We start from the raw sequence: 21893 nt of genomic DNA on the forward strand, positions 1-21893 counted from the left end.
CGCGATTCCCGCCCGCGCCCTTACACTTCGTACTCGACGGTATTGCCTTCGCTTTCCTGGACCTGCACCTTGTAGCAATGCGGCACCTGTTCGCAAATCCAGCGAGCCATGTTCTCCGCCGTCGGATTAAAGTTCACCACATCGTTCAAGAACTGGTGATCGAGCTTGCCCTTCACAATTTCCTTGATGCGCGAAAAATCGACCACCATGCCGTTTTCATCGAGAGTTTCGGACTGGCAGAACACCGTGATAATCCAGTTGTGGCCATGCAGACCGCGGCACTTGCTTTCGTACGGGAGCGAGAGCTTGTGAGCCCCAGAAATTTCAATACGCTTGATAACTCTGTACATATTACGCCTCGTATTCCGTTGTGTCATTGATGCCCGCTTCGGCGAGAGCCGCCTTGCGTTCCAGGCAGGTCGCGCACTTGCCGCAATGGATTTTGCCGCCCTTGTAGCAAGACCAGGTTTCGCTGTAATCCAAGCCAAGAGCCTTACCCTTGCGAGCGATATCCGCCTTGGAAATGTTCGTGTACGGAGCGTCAATCGTGATGTTTGCGTATGTACCTGCAGAAATCGCCGCCGACATGTTCTTCACGAATTCTTCGCGGCAGTCCGGGTAAATCGCATGGTCGCCAAAGTGGTTTGCCATCATCACGCGCTTGAGGTCACGGCTTTCGGCAAGCCCTGCCGCCACAGAAAGCATAATGCCATTGCGGAACGGTACCACCGTCGATTTCATGTTCTCGTCAGCGTAAGTCCCTTCTGGGATAGCATCTGCACCCGAAAGGAGCGATGACGTAAAGTAATCGTGCATGAACTTGAGCGGAATCGTAATGTGCGGAATCCCGAGCTTTTCGCAATGCATGCGCGCAAAAGGAATTTCTTTGTCGTTGTGGTTGCTGCCGTAATCAAACGAAACGGCAAGCGCAATATCCGCGGCGCGGTCGTAAAGCAAGGTCACACTGTCCATTCCACCAGACAAGACCAGCAAAGCGTCTTTCATAAAATCTCCTAGTTTTGTTTAAAGTCAGGATGGGTCTCGAACTGACTATTGCAAAGATAGAAATTTTATGACACTTTTCAAATATTAAAAAGCGGACTCGCTCTAAAATACCGCTACGCCTAAATCGCTGTCGCCTTCCTTGACTTTTGCAAGAATTTCAAGCCCTGTCAAGTCCTGCATCATGCGGATATTGTCATCTTCCATTTCAAAATTGCCGCTACAGCCGTAACGGTTCACGATAATTCCACGGATATCTAGGCCGCGACTACGAGCGTATTCTATAGTGAGCACGCAAGCGTTGATGGAGCCGAGCGCCGCCGTTGTTACGATAATCAGCGGAAGCTTGAGCGTCTTGATGATATCTTCGAGGAAAATTTTCTGGTCATCATAGCGGATGGGGCAAATGATTCCCCCGCTACCTTCGGCAAAGATGAATTCGTGGCGTGAGCAGGCAGCGTTAAAGTCCGCCTGAACTTTAGAAAGATTAACGAGATTGCCTTCTTTTCGTGCCGCCAGGTGCGGCGAAACAGCCTCTTTGTAAACGAAACTGACAAGCTGTTCTTGCGTGTCTGAGAGACCTGCAATGCGCTTGACATAATCGGCATCGCCTGCAATCCACTTGCCATCACGGAGTTCTGCACCGCTGAGCGCCGCCTTGTAATAGCCCGCGTCAATGCCGGAATCGCGCCATTTTTTCACCAAAAGACCCGTGATAAAAGTTTTACCGACATCCGTACCCGTCGCCGTAACGAAATAACCTTTGCTCATATCGCCTCCGCAATTTTAGCTGCAGCAAATTCAAGTTCTTCTTTTGTATGCGTAGCCATGAGGCTCGCGCGTAAGCGGGCCTGCCCTTTTGCAACCGTCGGATAACGGATTGCAGGAATCAAGACGCCCTCATTCTGGAGCGTTTCCGAAATCCGCAAAGCCTTCGCCTCATCCCCAATGATAATCGGGATTATCGCCGATTCCGTCTGCGGAACTTGCAACCCGTGAAAGCGCAAAGCATCGCAAAAGAATTTAACGTTGTCACGCAACTGCTGAACACGTTCCGGATGCGCGTCAATGAACTGCAAATTGTGGAGTGCAGCCGCCGCTACTGCAGGAGCCATCGCTGTCGTAAAGATGAAACTGCGAGACTTGTTTTTCAAGAATTCAATCAACTGCTTGGATCCGGCGACAAAGCCGCCTTCGGCGGCCACGGCCTTGCTCAAAGTCCCGACGGTCACATCGGCATGTTCACAATTGTAATGTTCCGCAAGTCCGCGCCCCGTGCGCCCAAGGACGCCCGTGGCATGCGCCTCATCAATCATCAAAAGGCAATCGCGAGCGCGAGCAATTCGCAAAAGCTCCGGCAAGTTTGCCAAATCGCCATCCATGCTGAAAACGGCATCCGTCACAATAAGACCACGGAAATTCGAAACCGCGTTTTCCGCAAGCTTTTCTCGTGCGCAGAACTCCACCTTGGCCGTCTCAATCGCGCGTTCCAAATCCGCCATGTCATTGTGCTTATACACAAAGCATTTTGCGCGCGACAGGCGAATGCCATCAATGATGCTTGCGTGATTCAGTTCGTCGCTGAAAATAAAATCGTTCTTGCCGCACAACGCAGAAATCGTTCCCACGTTCGCCATGTAGCCCGTGTTGAACGCAATAGCCGCCTCTTCGCCTTTGAACTTTGCAATAAACTCTTCGAGTTTATCGTGCGGAGTCTTGTTGCCGGTCGTGAGGCGAGCGCCACCACTCCCCGTTCCCCATTCAAGGACCGCATCCGCCATCGCCTGCTTGAGTTCGGGAATGTTCGCCAAATCCAAGTAAGAATTCGAAGCGAGCAAAACCGTATCCTTACCCGCAATCGTCACATGCGATGCTTCTGGCGACGAGATGTGACGCAACGTGCGGTACGTATTGTTCGCACGCGCCGCTTCAAGCGCATCTTTCGTGAAAAAGTCTAAAATTCGTTCGTTCATACCATTCGGTCCTGGATCCTTCGCCCTTCGACGCGCTTCGCTTGCTCAGGGACCTTAATAAGGTTGGTGAGCTTGCCGAACCACGCTCAGGATGACTCGTTCTAAGTTCTAAGCTCTAAGTTCTGCCAACTACATCCACGAGTACTTTCTTCTTTTGCAAATACTCGATGCATTCTTCAGCGGAGGCTTTTCGGGAATCAAACAAGAAAATGCGGCCTCCGTTTTCGTCGCCCATTTCCTTCATTTTCATGATGCGCACATAGCCGAGTTCCTTGCTCGCAACATAGCCTGTCACATAATTTGGGTCATCGCTCACGCAAAATTCAGCCACCATTCCCGGGGCATTCGCCACCTTGGTCGCAAGCACAATCGCTTCGTTGAAATGATTCTTGCATCCATCGACTTCGCTCGAATGGAGCGCATCCATATACGTCGCACGGACACCGCGATCTTTATCCGGTTCCAAGCGGTTTCCCGTTGCAATATCGTAAAGCATCGCCCCACGCATCGGGAACGTCTCGCGCAGAAGATCCTGCAATTTTTCTTTAAATTTTTTTGCGCCATCACAAGGTCCCTGAGCCTGCCGAAGGGCCATCAGCGGAGTAATCAAGCCAAAAGCCTTCTCCAAGCCTTCCTGCCACGTTTCCACATCCACGCGCGTTACAGGGAGCGATTTCAAGACCTGAATATCGCTTTCGTGAACCTTTTCAATTTTCACATTGATAAAATCCGGGTCGCCCTTGGAATGATTCATCGCACGGCGCACCATCGCCGCACACACAGCTTCCACAGAATCGCGCCCAACAATGCGTTCAGCACCGGAAATATGCTGTTCATGGGAGTTTTCGCCTTCGCCAACATGCTGCGAGGCTCGCATTTTTAAACTGTAGTAATCCATAAGAACCTTCTTTTACGCGCCACAATTTAGAAAAAAGGTCTTATCGTTTTCATTGAAATGAATATATTTTTACTAGTAACGGGAGTAATGACTTTTCTTGGTAATTGATATGGGTGATTACAAAAAGTTTATCGCGGACTTTCCTGTGGACTCTGCGGAGTTTTTCACAGCTATAACTTACGCCACAACTGAACTGTACATTTCGATGCATGTACTTGATCTTGAGAATAACACTGCGTTTCCTATCAAGACCAACGAATTCATCGATAAGTTCATGAAATGCGGCAGCACCCTACAGGAAAGTATTACCAATATCATGGTGAACCTTGCATGCCCAGAAAGCGTTTCAACCATCAAGAATTTTACGATTCTTTCAACATTGTCGGAACGCATGAAAAATGCAAATGTTATTTCCGAAATTTTTCACGGAAAAATTCACGGTTGGAGTAAGGCAATGTTTGTACGCGTTGGTGATGACAAGCCACTACGTCGAGTCCTGTACGTTGTCGAAAACGTGAATGCGCAAATGACAAAGCTGGAACAAGAGAAAGAGCTCTTGGAGCAGAACCGCAAACAACAAAATATGATCAATGCGCTCATGAACGGATACGCCTCTGTAGTCGGAGTTGATTTTGTCACAGAAAAGGTGGAATTCTTCCGCACAAGCGATCGAATCAAAAGTGCTCTTGGCTTCATGAAAGAACCGCCTCCGTTCAAGATTCTTGTTGAAAAACTTATCAATACGGCTGTACACGAAGAGGATCGAAAAAGTATCCGAGAAGTGGCTGATGAGTCCTATATTAAGGAATACTTGCCAGTTGGCAATAGTTTGTCAAAAATATTTCACAACGAAGTCGGCCAATATGTTGAAATGAAAATTGTGCGAACCGGCGAAGAAACAACCGTGTTCGGTTTCACCGACAAGAATAACGAAATCACGGAAATAAACGATAAAATCTACAAGGATTCGTTGACTCAAGTGATGAACCGCAAGTATTTTGATGATAAACTTGCATTGCGTAATAGTCAAGCCGTCGTAATGGCTGATATCGACTTTTTCAAAGAAGTTAATGACAATTACGGTCACCAGTGTGGAGATGCAGCCCTTGCCGCCGTAGCATCGATACTGAATTCATCTGTTCGTAATTTAGACCGCGTAGTACGTTATGGTGGCGATGAATTTTTAATTTCGTTCAAGGGCATCACTCATGAAGTGCTGAGAAACAGACTTGAACAGATGCGTGCGCGGGCAGAAAAAATTAAACTGCAAGATTACCCTGATGTAAAGTTAACAATGAGCTTTGGCGGAACATTCGGAGACGGAATTGTTTCAGACATGCTCTCCTTTGCCGACAAGGCGCTCTACGTATCAAAGAAAAAACGGAACTGTGTGACCTTAGTTCCGTTTGAAGAAAAAATTTAAGTTGTATTTACTCGTGGAATTCGTCTTCGCCATCTACAATCGGCGCAGGTTCGCATTTTCCAATCATCTTAATCGCTTCGCAAATGCGTTCCACTTCAGCATCGCTCGTGATGAACGGTGGCATCGTGTAGACGTAATTGCAGAACGGACGTAACCACACGCCAGTTTCGCGAATCACGCGCAAGATATCGTCTGCACTTGGCTTTGCCTTGAGTTCCAAAACGCCAATTGCACCGAGCACACGCACGTCCGCCGCATTTTCAAGCGAACGGAGCGGTTCCAAATTCGCTTTCAAGCGCTTTTCAATACGCGCCACGCTTGATGCATAATCGCGACTTTCAAACAGCGAAAGCGAAGCAATCCCAGCCGCGCACGCTAGCGGGTTTGCCATGTACGTCGGGCCATGCATAAATGCCGGAATCTTGCTATTTGTAATCGTGTCGGCAACTTTCTCGGATGCGACACATGCCGCCATCGTAATGCTACCGCCCGTAAGCGCCTTGCCGACGCACATAATGTCCGGCTTTATAAAGTCGGCGCAATCCTGTGTTGCGGTATGCATCATTGCAAATCGCGGGCCCGTGCGATAAAATCCAGACGCAATTTCATCCAAAATAAGCAAGATGCCATAGCGGTCGCAAAGTTCTCGGAGACGCCTGAGGTAACCCGCATTGTAAAGCCACATGCCGTTTCCGCCCTGGAAAACAGGCTCGCAAATAACTGCCGCAATTTCATCTTTATGCTCTTCGACAACGCGTTCCATCGATGCAAAATCGCTATCGTCCCAAGCGCTATCAAAACGGCAATTCGGGCGTTCCGCAAAGTAATGGTGCGGCATGATTCCGCGGAAAAGCACATGCATGCCGTCAGGATCGCTCAAAGCCATTGCGCCTGCCGTATCGCCGTGGTAGCCGCCCTTCAAGGCGACCAACTTACAGCGCTCCGGGCGACCCAGCGAATGCTGGTACTGCACCGCCATCTTGGCGGCGCATTCCACGGCGATGCTTCCCGAATCAGCAAAGAAAATCTTGTTCAAGCCTTCGGGCAAAAAGTTCACTAACTTCTCACCCAATTCAATTGCGGGCTCGTGCGTAAAACCACCGAACATCACGTGGCACATTTTTTCGCTTTGCTTGCGAATCGCTTCAACAATTTCAGGAGCGTTATGCCCGTGAGCCATGCACCACCAGCTCGATACGGCATCAATCAGTTTCAATCCGTCGGCGGTTTCAATCGTTGTTCCGTGAGCCGACTTAGCAAGGAATCTTGCGGGAGTATTTTTCAGCGCAGCATACGGGTGCCACAAATGCTCGCTGTCGAAATTTAATAGCGTATTCATTTGCGGCGCAATATAGAAAAATGCGCGGGCATTCCCACGCGACTTCTCGTAATTAAAAGTGCCGCGCGGCATTCACCGGCGGCATCTCGAAACAGCGCGGAGTCTCGCGAAGTTTCTATCGAATGAAATTGGTGTAGACTTTCTGCTTGGCGTCAGGCTGCGTCACGCCCGCCTGCTTGCCCGCATCAATGCTCTTGAGGAGCCATGCCATATTGCGGCCCAGTTCCTTCATAATCTGCACGCCTTCTTCGTCCTTCAGCACATCTTCCGGATTCGAACCGTGAACCATGTTCCAATAGCGCGAAGTCACGAGCGGCTGTTGCGCATAAGTCGGGTACTTGTTGAGCACATCGAGAGTTGCGGTCGTCCCTGCACGACGTGCAGAAACCACGTTTGCCGCCGGCTTGAACAGCAGATTTGCTTCTGCGATACCGTAAAGACGGTCGAGGAACATCAACATTTCACCACTCGGAGAGGCGTAATAAACCGGAGAACCGTAAACAACGCCGTCCGCCGTTTCCAAAAGTTCCTTAGCTTCGTGGACAACTTCGTTCACCTCGCCCTTGAGCACTCGCCCACCGACAAACACGATTTTCGTTTCGATTCCAGCGGCCTTGAGCTGGTTTGCGACGATGTTCAGAGCCGTATAAGTGCAGCCATTTTCACGACGGCTGCCGTTAAACAAGATGACCTTCATTTTAGAACCTCCGTTGATTCAAATTCTGCAAGGAATTTACGCCCCTGTTCCCATTCACCGAGATCGGAATCCGAATTGATATGACCAAGCGCACCCGCGTTAAACAGTTTTACGCCCCAGGCGCTTGCAAAAAATTCAGAACGTTCCATTGAGACAAACGGGTCATTTTCGCTCGCCACGACACATGCCGGAATCGGCAGTTTTTCAAGCGGCATCGGCGCAAAGTTCCCAATAAGTTCTACGTTATCCACATCACTTGGCGAAACAAGGAAAGCCCCTTTGATGTACGGCGGAACGCCACCTTGCGATTTCGCCTTCAAAAGATAGTTGACCGTCGTACAGACGCCCAAGCTATGCGCCACAAGAATCGTATCCGCATTCAACTGCTGGATGCACTTGTCCAAAGTCTCGACCCAGTCCGCTTTCTCGGGATGGTCCCAACAGCGCTGGATGACGCGCGTTGCATTCGGCAAGCTCTTTTCCCAGAAGCTCTGCCAGTGTTTCGGTCCGGAATTATTCAATCCAGGAACAATCAAGTAATTCATTATCGCCTCTTTTCCTACCAAATTAGTATAAAAATTAAATTACTTTCCCGTTAAAAAATGAATTTACGGCAAATTTCACCCAAATCCGCACTTTTTCAGCACAGCACACTCGCACAATTGATACAGTTAATCTTTTAAATACATTCTATTTTATTGGTTATTTAATTTCGCTAACTTATCTTTATCTTTGGTTAAATGGGATTCTGTTTTGTACAGAAACTTCATGGAGAAAAAATATGAACATCAAGAAAACTGCAGTCAAGAGCGCTCTCGCCGTAGCAGCCGCAGCAGCAGCCCTCACCACCAATGTTAGCGCAAAGGATTTTAGCGGTGCCGAACTCTACACGTTAGAAGAAGTTCAGTACGGTAAGTTTGAAGCCCGTATGAAGATGGCAGCCGCATCGGGAACAGTCAGTTCCATGTTCCTCTACCAGAATGGTTCCGAAATCGCCGATGGAAGGCCCTGGGTAGAAGTGGATATTGAAGTTCTCGGCAAGAATCCGGGCAGTTTCCAGTCCAACATCATTACCGGTAAGGCCGGCGCACAAAAGACTAGCGAAAAGCACCATGCTGTTAGCCCCGCCGCCGATCAGGCTTTCCACACCTACGGTCTCGAATGGACTCCGAATTACGTCCGCTGGACTGTTGACGGTCAGGAAGTCCGCAAGACGGAAGGTGGCCAGGTTTCCAACTTGACAGGTACACAGGGACTCCGTTTTAACCTTTGGTCGTCTGAGAGTGCGGCTTGGGTTGGCCAGTTCGATGAATCAAAGCTTCCGCTTTTCCAGTTCATCAACTGGGTCAAGGTTTATAAGTATACGCCGGGCCAGGGCGAAGGCGGCAGCGACTTTACGCTTGACTGGACCGACAATTTTGACACGTTTGATGGCTCCCGCTGGGGCAAGGGTGACTGGACATTTGACGGTAACCGTGTCGACCTCACCGACAAGAACATCTACTCCAGAGATGGCATGTTGATCCTCGCCCTCACCCGCAAAGGTCAGGAAAGCTTCAACGGCCAGGTTCCGAGAGATGACGAACCTGCTCCGCAATCTTCTAGCAGCGCTCCGGCATCTTCTAGCAGTGTTCCGGCAAGCTCCTCTAGCGTCCCTGCCTCCTCGAGCAGCGCATTTGTTCCGCCGAGCTCCTCGAGCGCCACAAACGCAATCCACGGAATGCGCACAACTCCGGCAGTTGCAAAGGAACACCGCAATCTCGTGAACGCCAAGGGTGCCAAGGTGAACCCGAATGGCCACAAGCGTTATCGCGTGAACTTTGAACACTAATCGTGGCTGATTCTCTTTATAATTCTCTTTATCGCAAAGACCATGTGGTTTACTCCACATGGTTTTTCGTTAAGTCCACTAAAATTAGGGGATTTTCGCTATTTTTTTTGAATTTTGACACTAAAATGTCAAATGAGTTTTTGTATTTTTGATTTCGAAATTTTTAAAAATTAAAATAGGATAGTTATATGGCTTATTTGAATAAGGTTATGCTCATCGGTAATATCGGTAAGGATCCGGAAGTTCGCGTGAATCCCAATGGCGGTCGCAAGCGTGTTTCTTTCTCCCTCGCCACTTCTCGTCGCTATCGTGACAACAACGGTGAACAGAAGGAACAGACCGACTGGCACAACATCATTGGCTGGGGCAAGATTGCAGATATCGTTGAACAGCTCGGCATTCGCAAGGGCATGAGCCTTTATGTTGAAGGTTCCCTCACCAACCGCAGCTGGACAGACCAGACCAGCGGCCAGAAGCGCTATGTCACTGAAATCAACATGGACACGTTCCAGCTCCTCACTCCGCGTGGCCAGGGTGGTGCTCCGGGTGCAGGTGGTTTCAGCCAGGCCAACAGCTACCAGCCCAACAGCTTTAACGGCATGCAGCAGAATAGCGCTCCGGCCTACGATGCAGGCATGGCAGAAGACGACGTAGATCTTCCGTTCTAATCAAGACTATCTGAATGAATCAAGGAATTGCAGAATTAACGCTCATCTACGGATTGCCGCTTGGAATATCGTTTGTAACGCTATTCGCCACGGCAACAAGTCCTGGGCGTAACACGAAAGTCGTCGGAGCTATTCTTTCGACTCTCACGATCGTTATAGACTGTCTGTTCTATTTCGTAAAGAATACCATCATTATTCAAAATGTTGAAGGTGGTATTTTGCTGTCGTTCTTTTTGCTTTTCTTGTTCAGCATCTTTTGCATCATACAAAGCGAAGAATGGTCAACACGAGCATCGTTCCTATTCTTCTCGTTGTGCATGCTGACGGGCTGCATTGGTACGGCATGCTTTGAACGTCCGACCTTGGTTCTTACATCAGCTTACTCTCCAACGGATCTCGTTACGCACAACAAAAAATACGAAGACTACATTTCGTCTTTTGACAATGCGAACAACGAAAAGAAGGAACAAGGTTTCGCGACGGCTTCGAATAGCAACAGCGATTCCGCAATTGACGACGATGATGTCGAACTCGCTCCTGAAGTGATGGACCGCCTTGACACTTACGCAGATAAGGCCGAAACGGTCATTGAAAAAATGTTTGACATAATGAACGCATTGAATTCCTTTGAACCGATGGAAGCAAACGCAGGCGAAATGGAACGCGAAAAGCGGAGCCAGCAGGCTCTTGCCATCAACAACAAGGCGACGTCGCTCAATCGCAAAACGATTGGAATTTTCCATCCGCTCGAAGCTCGTGAAGCGCATTCAGAACTTGTACAAGCTTCCGAAACGCTCCGCACCGCATCTCATGAATTGTATTCGTACTGTCTTGTAGAAGACACGCAAGAAGCGATGAAGAAGTATTCTCAAGCTCGCGACTTGATTGTGATTGCAAAAAGGCACATCGACAAATTCAATAAAATCATTCAAAATTTAACGAACAATCAACCTCAACAATAAGAAAACAAAGGTTAAATCTATGATTCGTAACGTAGCGATCATGGGCGCCACTGGCGCAGTAGGTCAGGAACTCCTCAAGATTCTTGAACAACGTAACTTCCCGCTTCAGAACCTGAAGCTTCTCGCCTCCGAACGCAGTGTCGGCCGTGAATATGAATTCAAGGGCGAAAAGCTCAAGGTTGAATTGACTTGCAAGGACGCATTCAAGAACGTTGACCTCGTGCTCTCTTCTGCAGGCGCAAGCGTTTCCAAGGAATTCGCTCCGATTGCTGTTGACGCAGGCGCAGTCGTCGTCGACAACACGAGCTTCTTCCGCATGGATCCGAACGTCCCGCTCGTTGTCCCGGAAGTGAACCCGGAAGACATCAAGCTCCACAAGGGCATCATCGCTAACCCGAACTGCACGACCATCATGATGGTTGTCGCTCTCAAGCCGATCAACGACTTGAGCAAGATTACCCGCATCCACGTTGCAACCTACCAGAGCGCAAGCGGTGCAGGTGCAACTGGCATGGCAGAACTCAAGCAGCAGTACCAGGAAATCGTCGAAGGCAAGCCGGTCACCGTGAAGAAGTTCGCCCACCAGCTCGCTTACAACCTCATTCCGCACATTGACGTGTTCACCGACAACGGCTACACGAAGGAAGAAATGAAGATGTTCAACGAAACGCGAAAGATCATGCACAGCGACGTCCGCTGCGCTGCAACCTGCGTCCGCGTTTCTGCTCTCCGCTGCCATTCCGAAGCTATCAGCTTCGAAACGGAACGTCCGCTTTCTATCGAAGAGGTCTCGAATGCCATCAAGAACGGCGAAGGCCTCCAACTCTGCGATGACGTTGCAAACAACGTCTACCCGATGCCGCTCAACCTCATGGGTACCGACGACGTCTACGTTGGCCGTATCCGCAAGGACCTCGCTTGCGACAATGGCATGAACATCTGGATTGTTGGCGATCAGATCCGCAAGGGTGCTGCTCTCAACGCAGTCCAGATTGCAGAACGCCTCTAATTGCGATTACGCTCCGGTCTACAGCCGGGAATCGCTTTTAAAAAGAGTCTAGCATTCGCTAGACTCTTTTTATTCCTTATATAAACAAGAACGCCTCCCTTCCGGGAGGCGTTCTTTGCAAACAGTCGTTGCTATTAGCTATTAGAAGCGGACCATCGCACTGAAGTCAATGAACGTTCCATCAGCCTGGAAGTAGTTGCCAAGGCCAGTGAAGAGCTTTTCGCCGAGGCCGAGTTCAACAGCAAGGAAATCCTTGTACTGGTAACGGAAGCCCACAGAAGCGTTCACGGAGTTCATCACGTCCATCATACGGCTCGTATCGGAATCGTTGTTCTTCAAGTACTGGAAAGCAACCCAGTCGTAACCGACTTCGCCGTAGAACATGAAGTTCTTTTCTTCGCCGACGAAGACTTCACCAAGCATGCTCGGCTGGAGAACAGCGGTAATGGCATACTGGTCAACCGGATCGTCATAATTTCTGTAAGAGACAATGGCAGCACCGCCGATAAGGATGCGAGCATTTTCGTTTTCAAGAACGGAGAGACCGCCACGGATGTACGGAGAGAGGTCCCAGAAAGAAGCCGGATCGTTAGCCTTTTCGACATCGCCATCAACTTCTGTTTCGTTGTTGAAGCTGACGAATCTTGCACCGAGTGTCCAAGTGAAGTTCTTGGCAGTCGGAGCGTTGGTCAAGCTGAGATTAACGGTAAGGCTGTCAAAACGGTCTTCGGTTTCAACGCCCTTATCCGGATCAGAATGAGTCTGCTTCTTCGTGGTGAGCCAGTCAACATCTGCAGCGACGTTCATACCCAAGAAGCTCTTGGCGATTGCGGCAGCCCAGTCATCGCCACCGTAAGTCGTGCTGACAACACCTGCATCGTTGCTGACGCGGTCACGGCCAAGGCCTGCTCTTACATAGAAGCCGAAGCCCGGAACGGCGTAACCGAGAGTGAGACGGCCAAGCTGGCTATCGTCATGCGTAGCCTTGCTAATGTCAAAAGCAGTGAAGAAAGAACCGAGAGAGACAATGCCAAGTTTGTTGGTCGGTTCAATGTAGAAGAACTTGCGGTTTGCAAACAAGTTCGGATACTTGAGCAAGAGGTCCGTATTGTTAGCAGCGGCCATGTTGCTGTTTCTGTTGTAGGACTTGCCGTGCAAGATAGCATTGAACGGAGTACGCTTGGAATCCTTCGGAATTTCTGGAGCGACAAACGGAACCGGAGCCGTAAGGCTTTCAGAAGCAGCAGCCTGTTCTTCCTGCTGCTGGAGCTGCTGTTCGCTCATGGAAGGAGCGGTCGATTCAGAAGCTTCCTGTGCAAAAGCTGCACCGACGCTAACGAGGCCAATGCCAAACATCGTTTTTAAGTTCATAGTTTTTCCTTGTAATAAGATTTTTTGATTTGTGTGACAAAAATATAATTAATTCTAGTTATCTGTCTTTAGCAATTTCTATCAGAAATATGATTTGAACTACTATCCTAAGTTCTCCGGATTCAAGCACTTAAGTTCATCGACTACAAAAAGTCCGTCCTTGCGGATGAGCTTGTCGTCGAACCAAATTTCGCCACCACCGTATTCCGGACGCATGATCAGCACCAAGTCCCAATGGATGGCAGACTTGTTCCCGTTCGGGGCATCTTCGTAGCACATACCCGGTGTAAAGTGGATGGAACCCGCAATTTTTTCGTCAAACAGAATATCGCACATCGGAGAAAGCACAAACGGATTGAAGCCAATAGCAAACTCGCCTACATAGCGAGCGCCCTCGTCCGTATCAAAAATAGCGTTCAGGCTCTTGTTGTCGCCAGTTTCGCAGGTCGCTTCGACAATCTTCCCCTGTTTGAAGACGAGGCGGATATTGCTGAACTGCTTGCCTTCGTAAAGCGTCGGCGTATTGTAATGGATAACGCCTTCGATACTCCCCTGCACCGGCGCCGTATAGACTTCGCCATCAGGAATGTTCATGTTGCCGCAGCACGGCACTGCTGGAATATCCTTGATGCTGAACGTGATGTCCGTATCCTGAGCCACGAGACGCACCTTGTCCGTCCTGTTCATGAGGTCGACCAAAGCCAGGGCAGCGCGCTGCATCTTCGGGTAATCGGCAAGGCAAGCCTTGAAGTAGAAGTCCTCAAATGCTTCCGTGCTCATCTTTGCGCCCTGGGCCATAGACGGGTTCGGCCAGCGGAGCACGCACCAGCGTGTGTTGTTCACGCGATAGTTGAGCACGTCCTGCGTGATGGTCCTGTAGGCAAGCATCTTCTTGTCGTCGATATCGCAGTTCTCCATGGCGTTGTTCATCGCGCGGATAGAGAGGTAAGCCTGCATCTGCTTCATCTCGTTCATCGCAAGATCCGCAGAGAGCTTCATCTGTTCTTCGGAGGCGCTACGGATAACTTCACGACGCACACGGCTATTGTAATTGTGGATAAATGCGTTACCGCCAACTTTGGCAACAGCCTTGATGAGTTCTGTAGAGAGCTCGTCCGGTGTATCGGTCGTTTCGATTAAAATATTTTCGCCCGCCTTGAGAGCAATGGCGTTGTTGATCAAATTTTCTGCAAGTTGCGTAATGCGAGGATCTTTCATTCTTTACCCCATAAATTAAAATCACCGAAAGTCGGCGACAAGAATCGCCGACTTAAATTTAAAAATCTATTTGTCTTTATTCTACTCCAAATATCATTCCATTACTCCGTAAAGGTAAACGGAATCGTCACTGTCGTATTTCCCGATTTAACCTTGCCAAACATCCATCCATTCACAGCCTTCTTGACTTCGTTATCAAATTCGGCATATCCCGTCGTAGAACCCACCACAGCCATGCTGATGATTTCGCCTCCCGGCGCAATAGTGAACTTCAATGTAACCTTGCCTTGGAAACCTGGTTTCTTTTTCAAGTGCTTGTTGTAAATATGGCGGAGTCCAGGTGTACGCTGACGCACGATTTTCATGATATCGGACGCCGAGCGAGATCCTCCGGCAGAACCCATATCAATTTCATTCGGCTTAGGAGTTTTGATATTGCCCTTCAATCCCGATGTTGCAAGGCGACCACGAGAACCTCCCATCATGTCACCAAACAAATCGGAAATGCCACCTGTTCCACCGGAAGCGAATCCGTCATTGAAGCCGGCATTCACCGGACCGCGACGTTCGCCAAGTCTCGCTGTACCATGTGTCTTGAGGCCATTTACACGAGTGATTACTTTGTCGATGTCTTTAGCGAGCGTCACTTTGGCATTGTCAAACGCACTTGCCGACGGATTGTTTTTTAACGCCGTCAGAATCTTAAGCACGCCACGTTCAAGAGCGGCCTTGGGATTGCCTTTTCCCTTTGGTTTTCCACCACCACCGGGTTTCTTACGATAGACATTCTGATTCTTTGGCGGACGCTTTTTTTCGACTTTCTTGTCCTTCTGTGTTATAGGATCGTTCATGGTGACCTTTGTAACGATTTCAGTGTCCGACTTTGTGTCAAACATGATTTCGTCAATCATCTGTTCATACGTCGTTGCCCAGAAACCAAGCATCAACGCGACAATAAGCGATGCACTGGCAATGCGCACCATCTTCTTGTCGGAATCTGGCATCAGGGATGCGATGAACGCATCTTGTTTTTGTTTTGTTGTTTTCATGATTTTATCCTCCCTTTTCAGGAAATTGGATGTTTTTGTTTTTTGGGTATCAGCAAACCAACTACCCCGTGAGCGGAGTATCAATTTGCCGAATGGCAACACTTCGGAATAAGGCTACCCGAACTAGCCTTTATTGCGAAGTTTCACGCGATTACATACAATGTCAGAAAAAAAATTTTATTACAAAATAAGGAATTTTATTTAACAACCCACATCCTTACCACACCCATAAAGTACCAATAAAAAAAACGCAAAAACCACAGCAAAACAGTAAAGAAAATTTCATACGAAAGATTGTAAACTCAGATAAAATAAGGCTTTCCGCGTGGTTATTGGGTTCGCTCGCATTTTTCGATTTTTTCTCGGCCCTAGATTTTTACAAAACTTAGCCCAGTGTAATTTATTCCATATTAGAATAAAATTTGCAAAACACCCCCGAAATTTACGCTTTTTTACCAATCGCGAGCCCATTTTTAAAATGGCTTACCTATATTTCCATTATCATGAAACTTTTAGCTACTCCTCCTGACTTAAATAAGATTGCTCGCCCGAACTGGATTGAAATCAACCTAGACGCCCTCTGCAACAACATTCAATTTATCAGAAGCCAGATTCCGGCTTCTACAAAAATTTTGCTCCCCGTCAAGGCCGACTCTTACGGCCACGGAAGCCTCGCCTGCTCTTTTGCCGCCAAGTTCGGTGGCGCCGACTACCTCGGAGTCGCCCACATCAGCGAAGGCATGTTGCTTCGCCAGTACGGCATGGACTTGCCGATCCTCGTGCTTGGTCCTTGCACTCCGTCTGACTTTGCGTACTTTGTCGAATACCAGCTCACGGCAGCCATTACCGACATCCGCACTGCAATGGCATTTGACCAGTTCCTTGGTGAAACAGGTACAGAATGCAAGGCTCACCTCGCCATTGACACGGGCATGAACCGCTACGGCTTTGATGCCGAAGACTTCAACAACATTCGCGCAGCACTCAGCCTCAAGCATCTCAAGTTCGAAGGCATGTTCACGCATCTCGCTACAGCCGACATGCCGGGCAACCCGAAAACGGAAATTCAGATTCAGCGCTTTACACGACTCGTCGATGTGCTCGAAGCAGAAGGACTCCGTCCTGAAATTTGCCACTGTTCCAGTTCTGCAGGCACGCTCACGCACCCCGAAAGCCATTTCGACATGGTGCGCCCAGGTCTCACGCTTTACGGCTACAACTGCATGGGAGCAATCCCGACCACATTGCCGATCAAGCCGGTCATGAAAATCAAGTCCACCATCCGCCACGTGCACGACGTGAAGCCTGGCGAAACCGTCAGCTACGGCGGTTACTGGGCAGCCCAGCAGCTCACGCGCATCGCAACCATCGCTATCGGTTACGGTGACGGCTACCTCCGCGGCGAATACAACAAGGGCTTTGTCTTTATCCGTGGACAGCTCTGCCCGATCCTCGGACGCGTCTGCATGGATGCGACAATGGTCGACGTAAGCCACATCCCGGATGTGCAAGTCGGCGAAACCGTTGACGTCGTGAATGGCGAACTCGACTTCCGCATTTCGATGGAAAGCGTTGCCGAAGAACACCACACGATTCCGTACGAAATCACTAGCCGCGTGGCTCGCCGCCTGTACCGCAAGTACTACTGGAAGAACCGCCTCGTGCGCTGGGATTACCTCAAGGAAGAATTCGGCGTCAAGGATTTCAAGGAATATCCATTGCGCTAGGAGAAGTACCGCATGGTATGAAGTTTAATGACCCGAAATTCACAAAGATAAGCCACCGGAATGTCTGGGGCGAATGGACCTTTATCTTCGAAGGATCCAAACTTTGTGGCCTAAAATTTCGGGAAACTTCAGACGAAGTAAAAGCGACTCCGAGCAACGTGCAGGCTTGCGCCTATGCAAGCCCCGACATGGAAACGGAATTAAATAGCCGCGTTCGCAGCGCCTACCGCAAGGCCGTGAACGAACTTAATTTGTACCTCGCAGGCAAGATCTGCGAGTTTTCTATTCCCATAAAAATATACGGCACCGACTTTCAGAAAAAAGTTCTTGAGGTCACACGCCAAATCCCATACGGTAAAACTTGTACGTACAAACAAGTTGCCGAAGCAGTCGGTCATCCGCAGGCAGTCCGTGCTGTCGGGAATGTTCTGCACAACAATCCGATTCAAGTCGTCATCCCCTGCCACCGCGTGATAGACAGTCGCGGTCGCCTTAGCGGCTATGCGCTTGGCGTCGGATTAAAAAGAAGGCTCCTCTGCATGGAGGGAGCCATTCCGAATGAATTAATGTTGGAATAAATTTATGCGCATTGCAGTGCGCCGAGCATGTCGTAGACTTGAGCTTCGACACTCAGGAGTTCCATATCGTAGTTCGGAGCCCATTCAAGAATCGGCACGTTGTTGCTTTGGGCATATTCGCGGAAAAGGCTTTTATCGCCAACGGAATGGCCCAACAGCACCGGGCAAGTATTGTTATGAACGTTCAAGCCTTCGATGAGCTTGTCAGATTTAAACCCATAGGATAAATTGAAAACGAAGTCGGCGTTGGCACAAGCCTCGTCGATGACATCTTTGTCGGATTCTGCATCACAGGCAAAGATTTCCCCAATTTCAATATTACCGATAGCGTTGAAAACACCATCCTTGATGTCCTTGAGCATGGACAGGAGCCCATGGCCAAGGATCGTATCGGATCCCCAGATTAAAACATTCATACACTCACCTTCTTATTGCTTTTTGTGTAATGATTGTCACACGGCACTCATTACTTTTTTATTACGCGCCGCATATATAGTAAAATTTACTCTAATTTGGAATAAAAAGTTAAAAAAATCATACAAAAATTTGACTTTTATCACATTTTGTAAATAAATAAAGCCCTGATTTTATACTTAACTAGCGAGGCTTAATATACAAATGTATACAAAGCTTATCGTTGTGAGAATAAAAGCGTCGGCCACAACCTTAAAAGGCGAGTGCCGCGACCATACTTGTATGGTCATGGTCGAGCCGTAAGGTTGGCGCTTGCGCCAGGATGGGTTTAAGTTTTTCCGAGCTGGGGCCCCGCCCGCATGACGTACTTTTTGGTTCTTGAAAAGAATAATTACTATATTTACGCCGGATTTTAACCAAAAACCCGCGAATGCGGGGCAAATAAAAAAGGAATAAACAATGTCCGAAAATCTCTCTGTACTGACCAAGGCCCGTCAGGCCTATCAGCCGAAGCTCCCGGTGTCCCTCAAGAATGGCGCCCTCAGCGTGAAGATTAACAAGGGTGCAGCTACGGAATCCGTTAGCGACCAGGCCAAGATCAAGGAACTCTTCCCGAACACTTACGGTCTTCCGGTTGTTCAGTTTGAAGCTGCCGAAGCCAAGGCTGGCAAGGCACTCCGCATGGGCGTGGTTCTCTCTGGTGGCCAGGCTCCGGGTGGACATAACGTTATCGCCGGTATCTACGACGGCATCAAGTCCGTTTCCAAGGATTCCGTCCTTTTCGGTTTCCTCGGCGGTCCGAGCGGTCTCGAAAACGGCAAGTACATTGAAATTGACGACGCCAAGATGGACGCCTACCGCAATGCCGGTGGCTTCGACATGATCCAGTCTGGCCGTACCAAGCTCGAAACTGAAGAACAGTTCAACAAGTGCATCGCTGTTGCTAACAAGCTCGACCTCGACGCTATCGTTATCATCGGTGGTGACGACTCCAACACGAACGCTGCTGTTCTCGGTGAATACTTCCAGTCCAAGGGCGTCAAGACCTGCGTTTGCGGTTGCCCGAAGACCATCGACGGTGACTTGAAGAACGAATTTATCGAAACCTCTTTCGGTTTCGACACCGCTGTGAAGACCTACTCTGAACTCATCGGCAACATCATGCGCGATGCCAACTCCGCTCAGAAGTACTGGCACTTCATCAAGCTCATGGGCCGCTCTGCTTCCCATATCGCTCTCGAAGCCGCTCTCCAGACCCACCCGAACATCTGCCTTATCTCTGAAGAAGTCAAGGCAAAGCAGATGAAGCTCAAGGACGTGATCAAGCAGGTTGCTGACGTTGTCTATGCTCGTGCAGCTCAGGGCAAGAACTTCGGTGTCGCCCTCATTCCGGAAGGCCTCCTCGAATTCATCCCGGACGTTGGCGTCCTTATCTCTGAACTTTCTGAAGCTCTCGCCCACCACGAAGCCGAAGTCGAAGGTCTCGACACGGCTGCTAAGGTCGAAAAGCTCTGCGCATGGGTCAGCGCTGAATCCGCTGAAGTCCTCAAGAGCCTCCCGGCTGGCATCCAGGCCCAGCTCATGCTCGAACGCGACAGCCATGGCAACGTTCAGGTTTCCCTCATCGAAACTGAAAAGCTCATCATCGAAATGGTCAAGAAGGAACTCAAGAACCGTGGTGACTTCAAGGGCAAGTTCTCTGCTCTCAACCACTTCTTCGGTTACGAAGGCCGTTGCGCAGCTCCGTCCAACTTCGACGCTGACTACTGCTACAGCCTCGGCTTTGCAGCCTCTGTTCTCGCCCTCAATGGCATGAACGGCTACATGAGCTCTGTCCGCAACGTCACTAAGGGTATCGAAAACTGGGTCGCTGGCGGCCTTCCGATCACCATGATGATGAACATCGAACGCCGTCACGGTGCCGACAAGCCGGTTATCCGCAAGGCTCTCGTTGAACTTGATGGCCCGATGAGCGCTCCGTTCAAGTACTTCGCCGCTCGCCGCGACGAATGGGCTAAGACTGAATCTTACACCTACCCGGGTCCGATCCAGTACTGGGGTCCGAGCGAAGTTTGCGACATCACGAACTTCACGATCAAGCTCGAACGCGGTGCAATGAAGTAATTTTTACTTCAAAACAGCATTAAAAAATAAGATGCTCCTGGCTTCCACCGGGAGCATTTTTATTGTATATTAAGAAAAATCACAATCAACAAAAGGTGTCAAAAAATGGCTTGTGCAAATTGCAAACTCCGCGCACAATACGACAAAAACCCCAAGTCGCTGATTGGACGCATTTGGCGATTCCATATAAACTTTTGCCCAGGCTGGAAAAGCTATATCAAGAGCCTTTCCGAAGAAGAGCGCATCGCTGCCAAGGAAAAGTACAATTTAAAATAAAAGAAAAATGGCGGGCAAAACCCGCCACTTTTAACTTTAAAGGATCCTTCTCTTCGCTCAAGTCCCAAACGCTAACTTCGATTATGTCAAAAATCATTGGACATTCTCTCGTCTTTCGTCTATAGCGAGCCTTGCGAGCGTTCTTTCGTCTATTTGTTCCCTTCGCTTGTGCTTAGCAGATACGCGTCGATGAACGGCTTGATTTTTCCATCAAGCACGCCCGCGGTATCAGACGTTTCAACGCCTGTGCGGAGGTCCTTCACAAGCTGGTACGGCTGCAACACGTAGCTGCGGATCTGGCTACCCCATTCGACCTTCTTTTTCTCGGCCATGCGGGCATCGCGCTTCGCTTCTTCTTCCAAGCGATAGTGTTCAGCGACCATGGTCTTGAGCATCTTGTAGCAAGTTTCACGGTTCTGGATCTGCGAACGTTCCGTCTGGCAGCTCGCCATGATACCTGTCGGCAAGTGGGTCATACGCACTGCGGAATCCGTCTTGTTGATGTACTGGCCACCGGCACCACTACTGCGGTATGTGTCCACGCGCACTTCGGACATGTCAAGATCAAACTCCACGTCTTCGTGTTCGGGGTACAGATAAACGGCAGTAAAGCTCGTATGGCGGCGAGCGTTGGCATCAAACGGGCTAATGCGTACCAGGCGGTGAACGCCTATTTCAGAACGAAGTAAACCGTAAGCGTTTTCACAAGAGACTTCAATCGTTGCGCTCTTGAGGCCCGCATCTTCAGCTTCCTGAAAATCCACGACCTTGAAGTCCATCTTTTCGCGTTCAAAGAAATGCGTGTACATGCGGAAAAGCATGAGCGCCCAGTCCTGGGACTCCGTACCACCTGCACCCGGATGAATAGACATGAGGCATGCACAGGCATCGTCCGGACCGTTCAGCATCTTCTTGAATTCCATCGCTTCAACTCTGGACTTGAGGTCGGCAATGTCGGATTCAAGCGTCGCCGTGAGGTCGGCTGATTCTTCGTCCTTGCTCATTTCGTAAAGCTCGGCAAGGTCGTCGCATGTCTGGGAAACTTCTTTCCAGGAATCAATGAGTCCCTTGAGGTTCCCAATCTTTTTCATCATCGATTGCGCCTTTTCCTGATCGTTCCACAGGTTCGGGTCGCCGGAATCCTTTTCAAGGACGTAGAGTTCTTCGGTCTTTGCCTCTAAGTCAAAGATACCCCCAGAGTTTATCGATGCGGCTGCGCAACTCGATAAGCCCAGTATGTGTAGTGTTGAATGCCATTTACAACTCCATTTTTCAAATTTTTCTGGTCTTCCAGAACAAAAGAGGATGCCATTTAGCATCCTTGGGGTAATGGG

22 protein-coding genes are annotated in these 21893 nt (G+C 49.3%); 9 read left to right on the top strand and 13 right to left on the bottom strand.

The genetic code is table 11. The features are described from left to right. Positions 1-20 precede the first annotated feature (20 nt). The 5 genes from queD to FSU_RS01050 all read right to left on the bottom strand — a co-directional run bounded on the left by queD (position 21) and on the right by FSU_RS01050 (position 3873). Positions 21-350 (bottom strand): 6-carboxytetrahydropterin synthase QueD, encoded by a 330-nt coding sequence (gene queD, locus FSU_RS01030; RefSeq protein WP_014545057.1) that lies wholly within the window; start codon positions 348-350, stop codon positions 21-23. Position 351: 1 nt separating this feature from the next. Continuing rightward, positions 352-1005 (bottom strand): 7-cyano-7-deazaguanine synthase QueC, encoded by a 654-nt coding sequence (queC, locus tag FSU_RS01035; protein ID WP_014545058.1) that lies wholly within the window; start codon positions 1003-1005, stop codon positions 352-354. 102 nt (positions 1006-1107) lie between these two features. After that, positions 1108-1773 (bottom strand): dethiobiotin synthase, encoded by a 666-nt coding sequence (gene bioD, locus FSU_RS01040; protein ID WP_014545059.1) that lies wholly within the window; start codon positions 1771-1773, stop codon positions 1108-1110. Then, on the bottom strand, positions 1770-2975 hold the full coding sequence (bioF, locus tag FSU_RS01045) for an 8-amino-7-oxononanoate synthase (RefSeq protein WP_014545060.1): 1206 nt from the start codon (positions 2973-2975) through the stop codon (positions 1770-1772). Before bioF ends, bioD begins: the two co-directional genes overlap by 4 nt. Positions 2976-3090: 115 nt before the next feature. After that, entirely contained in the window at positions 3091-3873 is a 783-nt protein-coding gene (locus FSU_RS01050; RefSeq protein WP_014545061.1) for a 6-carboxyhexanoate--CoA ligase, read from the bottom strand. A 109-nt stretch (positions 3874-3982) separates the two neighbouring features. Between FSU_RS01050 and FSU_RS01055 the strand changes: the two genes are divergently transcribed. Continuing rightward, a complete protein-coding gene (locus FSU_RS01055) occupies positions 3983-5296 on the top strand; it encodes a GGDEF domain-containing protein (protein ID WP_014545062.1) in 1314 nt (437 codons plus the stop codon). A 7-nt stretch (positions 5297-5303) separates the two neighbouring features. Here FSU_RS01055 and bioA read toward each other — a convergent pair whose 3' ends face one another. From bioA to FSU_RS01070, 3 genes are all read right to left on the bottom strand, one after another. Continuing rightward, positions 5304-6635, bottom strand: coding sequence for an adenosylmethionine--8-amino-7-oxononanoate transaminase (gene bioA / locus FSU_RS01060; protein WP_014545063.1), 1332 nt, complete (start codon positions 6633-6635; stop codon positions 5304-5306). A 115-nt stretch (positions 6636-6750) separates the two neighbouring features. Beyond that, positions 6751-7332: a flavodoxin family protein gene (locus tag FSU_RS01065; protein ID WP_014545064.1), complete on the bottom strand. Its 582-nt coding sequence runs from the start codon at positions 7330-7332 to the stop codon at positions 6751-6753. Further along, the gene (locus FSU_RS01070) at positions 7329-7877 is read right to left on the bottom strand and encodes an RBBP9/YdeN family alpha/beta hydrolase (RefSeq protein ID WP_014545065.1); all 549 of its coding nucleotides are present in this window, start codon (positions 7875-7877) and stop codon (positions 7329-7331) included. The genes FSU_RS01065 and FSU_RS01070 overlap by 4 nt, the downstream gene beginning before the upstream one ends. Before the next feature lie 236 nt (positions 7878-8113). Here FSU_RS01070 and FSU_RS01075 point away from each other — a divergent pair, with 236 nt between their 5' ends. The 4 genes from FSU_RS01075 (at position 8114) to FSU_RS01090 (ending at position 11802) form a co-directional block, all read left to right on the top strand. Next, positions 8114-9163: a glycoside hydrolase family 16 protein gene (locus FSU_RS01075; protein WP_014545066.1), complete on the top strand. Its 1050-nt coding sequence runs from the start codon at positions 8114-8116 to the stop codon at positions 9161-9163. Between the two features lie 188 nt (positions 9164-9351). After that, positions 9352-9831, top strand: a complete 480-nt coding sequence (locus FSU_RS01080) for a single-stranded DNA-binding protein (protein ID WP_014545067.1) — start codon at positions 9352-9354, stop codon at positions 9829-9831. Positions 9832-9845: 14 nt separating this feature from the next. Further along, positions 9846-10793 carry a hypothetical protein gene (locus FSU_RS01085; RefSeq protein WP_015732466.1) on the top strand — a complete coding sequence of 316 codons (948 nt, stop codon included), beginning with the start codon at positions 9846-9848 and terminating at the stop codon, positions 10791-10793. A gap of 19 nt (positions 10794-10812) precedes the next feature. Beyond that, on the top strand, positions 10813-11802 hold the full coding sequence (locus FSU_RS01090; RefSeq protein WP_014545069.1) for an aspartate-semialdehyde dehydrogenase: 990 nt from the start codon (positions 10813-10815) through the stop codon (positions 11800-11802). 141 nt (positions 11803-11943) lie between these two features. Here FSU_RS01090 and FSU_RS01095 read toward each other — a convergent pair whose 3' ends face one another. The 3 genes from FSU_RS01095 to FSU_RS01105 all read right to left on the bottom strand — a co-directional run bounded on the left by FSU_RS01095 (position 11944) and on the right by FSU_RS01105 (position 15440). Beyond that, complete coding sequence (locus FSU_RS01095; protein WP_014545070.1) at positions 11944-13173, bottom strand: hypothetical protein; 1230 nt, start codon at positions 13171-13173, stop codon at positions 11944-11946. A 102-nt stretch (positions 13174-13275) separates the two neighbouring features. Then, entirely contained in the window at positions 13276-14391 is a 1116-nt protein-coding gene (locus tag FSU_RS01100; protein ID WP_014545071.1) for an aminopeptidase, read from the bottom strand. A gap of 101 nt (positions 14392-14492) precedes the next feature. Continuing rightward, entirely contained in the window at positions 14493-15440 is a 948-nt protein-coding gene (locus FSU_RS01105; protein ID WP_015732467.1) for an AgmX/PglI C-terminal domain-containing protein, read from the bottom strand. Between the two features lie 503 nt (positions 15441-15943). Between FSU_RS01105 and alr the strand changes: the two genes are divergently transcribed. After that, positions 15944-17167 carry an alanine racemase gene (gene alr, locus FSU_RS01110; RefSeq protein ID WP_015732468.1) on the top strand — a complete coding sequence of 408 codons (1224 nt, stop codon included), beginning with the start codon at positions 15944-15946 and terminating at the stop codon, positions 17165-17167. A 17-nt stretch (positions 17168-17184) separates the two neighbouring features. Beyond that, positions 17185-17745, top strand: a complete 561-nt coding sequence (locus FSU_RS01115) for a methylated-DNA--[protein]-cysteine S-methyltransferase (RefSeq protein ID WP_014545073.1) — start codon at positions 17185-17187, stop codon at positions 17743-17745. Between the two features lie 2 nt (positions 17746-17747). On the opposite strand, the gene FSU_RS01120 is transcribed toward FSU_RS01115, so the two are convergent. Continuing rightward, on the bottom strand, positions 17748-18161 hold the full coding sequence (locus FSU_RS01120) for a Rossmann-fold NAD(P)-binding domain-containing protein (RefSeq protein WP_014545074.1): 414 nt from the start codon (positions 18159-18161) through the stop codon (positions 17748-17750). A gap of 457 nt (positions 18162-18618) precedes the next feature. Between FSU_RS01120 and FSU_RS01125 the strand changes: the two genes are divergently transcribed. Both FSU_RS01125 and FSU_RS16385 read left to right on the top strand, forming a co-directional pair. Continuing rightward, complete coding sequence (locus FSU_RS01125; protein WP_014545075.1) at positions 18619-20283, top strand: diphosphate--fructose-6-phosphate 1-phosphotransferase; 1665 nt, start codon at positions 18619-18621, stop codon at positions 20281-20283. A gap of 105 nt (positions 20284-20388) precedes the next feature. Further along, positions 20389-20559 carry a hypothetical protein gene (locus tag FSU_RS16385; protein WP_014545076.1) on the top strand — a complete coding sequence of 57 codons (171 nt, stop codon included), beginning with the start codon at positions 20389-20391 and terminating at the stop codon, positions 20557-20559. A gap of 149 nt (positions 20560-20708) precedes the next feature. On the opposite strand, the gene prfB is transcribed toward FSU_RS16385, so the two are convergent. After that, positions 20709-21816, bottom strand: a protein-coding gene (gene prfB / locus FSU_RS01130; RefSeq protein ID WP_015732469.1) for a peptide chain release factor 2 whose coding sequence is annotated in 2 segments (ribosomal slippage) — positions 20709-21743 and positions 21745-21816 — 1107 coding nt in all. Because the reading frame shifts where the segments join, the coding sequence is not laid out codon by codon here. Between the last annotated feature and the right edge of the window lie 77 nt (positions 21817-21893).

Origin of the sequence: Fibrobacter succinogenes subsp. succinogenes S85 (assembly GCF_000146505.1) — a bacterium.
Taxonomy (GTDB): Bacteria; Fibrobacterota; Fibrobacteria; order Fibrobacterales; family Fibrobacteraceae; genus Fibrobacter; species Fibrobacter succinogenes.

Coding starts and splice junctions, on each gene's coding strand:
- queD (WP_014545057.1), bottom strand. CDS start 350: ATGTACAGAGTTATCAAGCGTATTGAAATTTCTGGGGCTCACAAGCTC.
- queC (WP_014545058.1), bottom strand. CDS start 1,005: ATGAAAGACGCTTTGCTGGTCTTGTCTGGTGGAATGGACAGTGTGACC.
- bioD (WP_014545059.1), bottom strand. CDS start 1,773: ATGAGCAAAGGTTATTTCGTTACGGCGACGGGTACGGATGTCGGTAAA.
- bioF (WP_014545060.1), bottom strand. CDS start 2,975: ATGAACGAACGAATTTTAGACTTTTTCACGAAAGATGCGCTTGAAGCG.
- FSU_RS01050 (WP_014545061.1), bottom strand. CDS start 3,873: ATGGATTACTACAGTTTAAAAATGCGAGCCTCGCAGCATGTTGGCGAA.
- FSU_RS01055 (WP_014545062.1), top strand. CDS start 3,983: ATGGGTGATTACAAAAAGTTTATCGCGGACTTTCCTGTGGACTCTGCG.
- bioA (WP_014545063.1), bottom strand. CDS start 6,635: ATGAATACGCTATTAAATTTCGACAGCGAGCATTTGTGGCACCCGTAT.
- FSU_RS01065 (WP_014545064.1), bottom strand. CDS start 7,332: ATGAAGGTCATCTTGTTTAACGGCAGCCGTCGTGAAAATGGCTGCACT.
- FSU_RS01070 (WP_014545065.1), bottom strand. CDS start 7,877: ATGAATTACTTGATTGTTCCTGGATTGAATAATTCCGGACCGAAACAC.
- FSU_RS01075 (WP_014545066.1), top strand. CDS start 8,114: ATGAACATCAAGAAAACTGCAGTCAAGAGCGCTCTCGCCGTAGCAGCC.
- FSU_RS01080 (WP_014545067.1), top strand. CDS start 9,352: ATGGCTTATTTGAATAAGGTTATGCTCATCGGTAATATCGGTAAGGAT.
- FSU_RS01085 (WP_015732466.1), top strand. CDS start 9,846: ATGAATCAAGGAATTGCAGAATTAACGCTCATCTACGGATTGCCGCTT.
- FSU_RS01090 (WP_014545069.1), top strand. CDS start 10,813: ATGATTCGTAACGTAGCGATCATGGGCGCCACTGGCGCAGTAGGTCAG.
- FSU_RS01095 (WP_014545070.1), bottom strand. CDS start 13,173: ATGAACTTAAAAACGATGTTTGGCATTGGCCTCGTTAGCGTCGGTGCA.
- FSU_RS01100 (WP_014545071.1), bottom strand. CDS start 14,391: ATGAAAGATCCTCGCATTACGCAACTTGCAGAAAATTTGATCAACAAC.
- FSU_RS01105 (WP_015732467.1), bottom strand. CDS start 15,440: ATGAAAACAACAAAACAAAAACAAGATGCGTTCATCGCATCCCTGATG.
- alr (WP_015732468.1), top strand. CDS start 15,944: ATGAAACTTTTAGCTACTCCTCCTGACTTAAATAAGATTGCTCGCCCG.
- FSU_RS01115 (WP_014545073.1), top strand. CDS start 17,185: ATGAAGTTTAATGACCCGAAATTCACAAAGATAAGCCACCGGAATGTC.
- FSU_RS01120 (WP_014545074.1), bottom strand. CDS start 18,161: ATGAATGTTTTAATCTGGGGATCCGATACGATCCTTGGCCATGGGCTC.
- FSU_RS01125 (WP_014545075.1), top strand. CDS start 18,619: ATGTCCGAAAATCTCTCTGTACTGACCAAGGCCCGTCAGGCCTATCAG.
- FSU_RS16385 (WP_014545076.1), top strand. CDS start 20,389: ATGGCTTGTGCAAATTGCAAACTCCGCGCACAATACGACAAAAACCCC.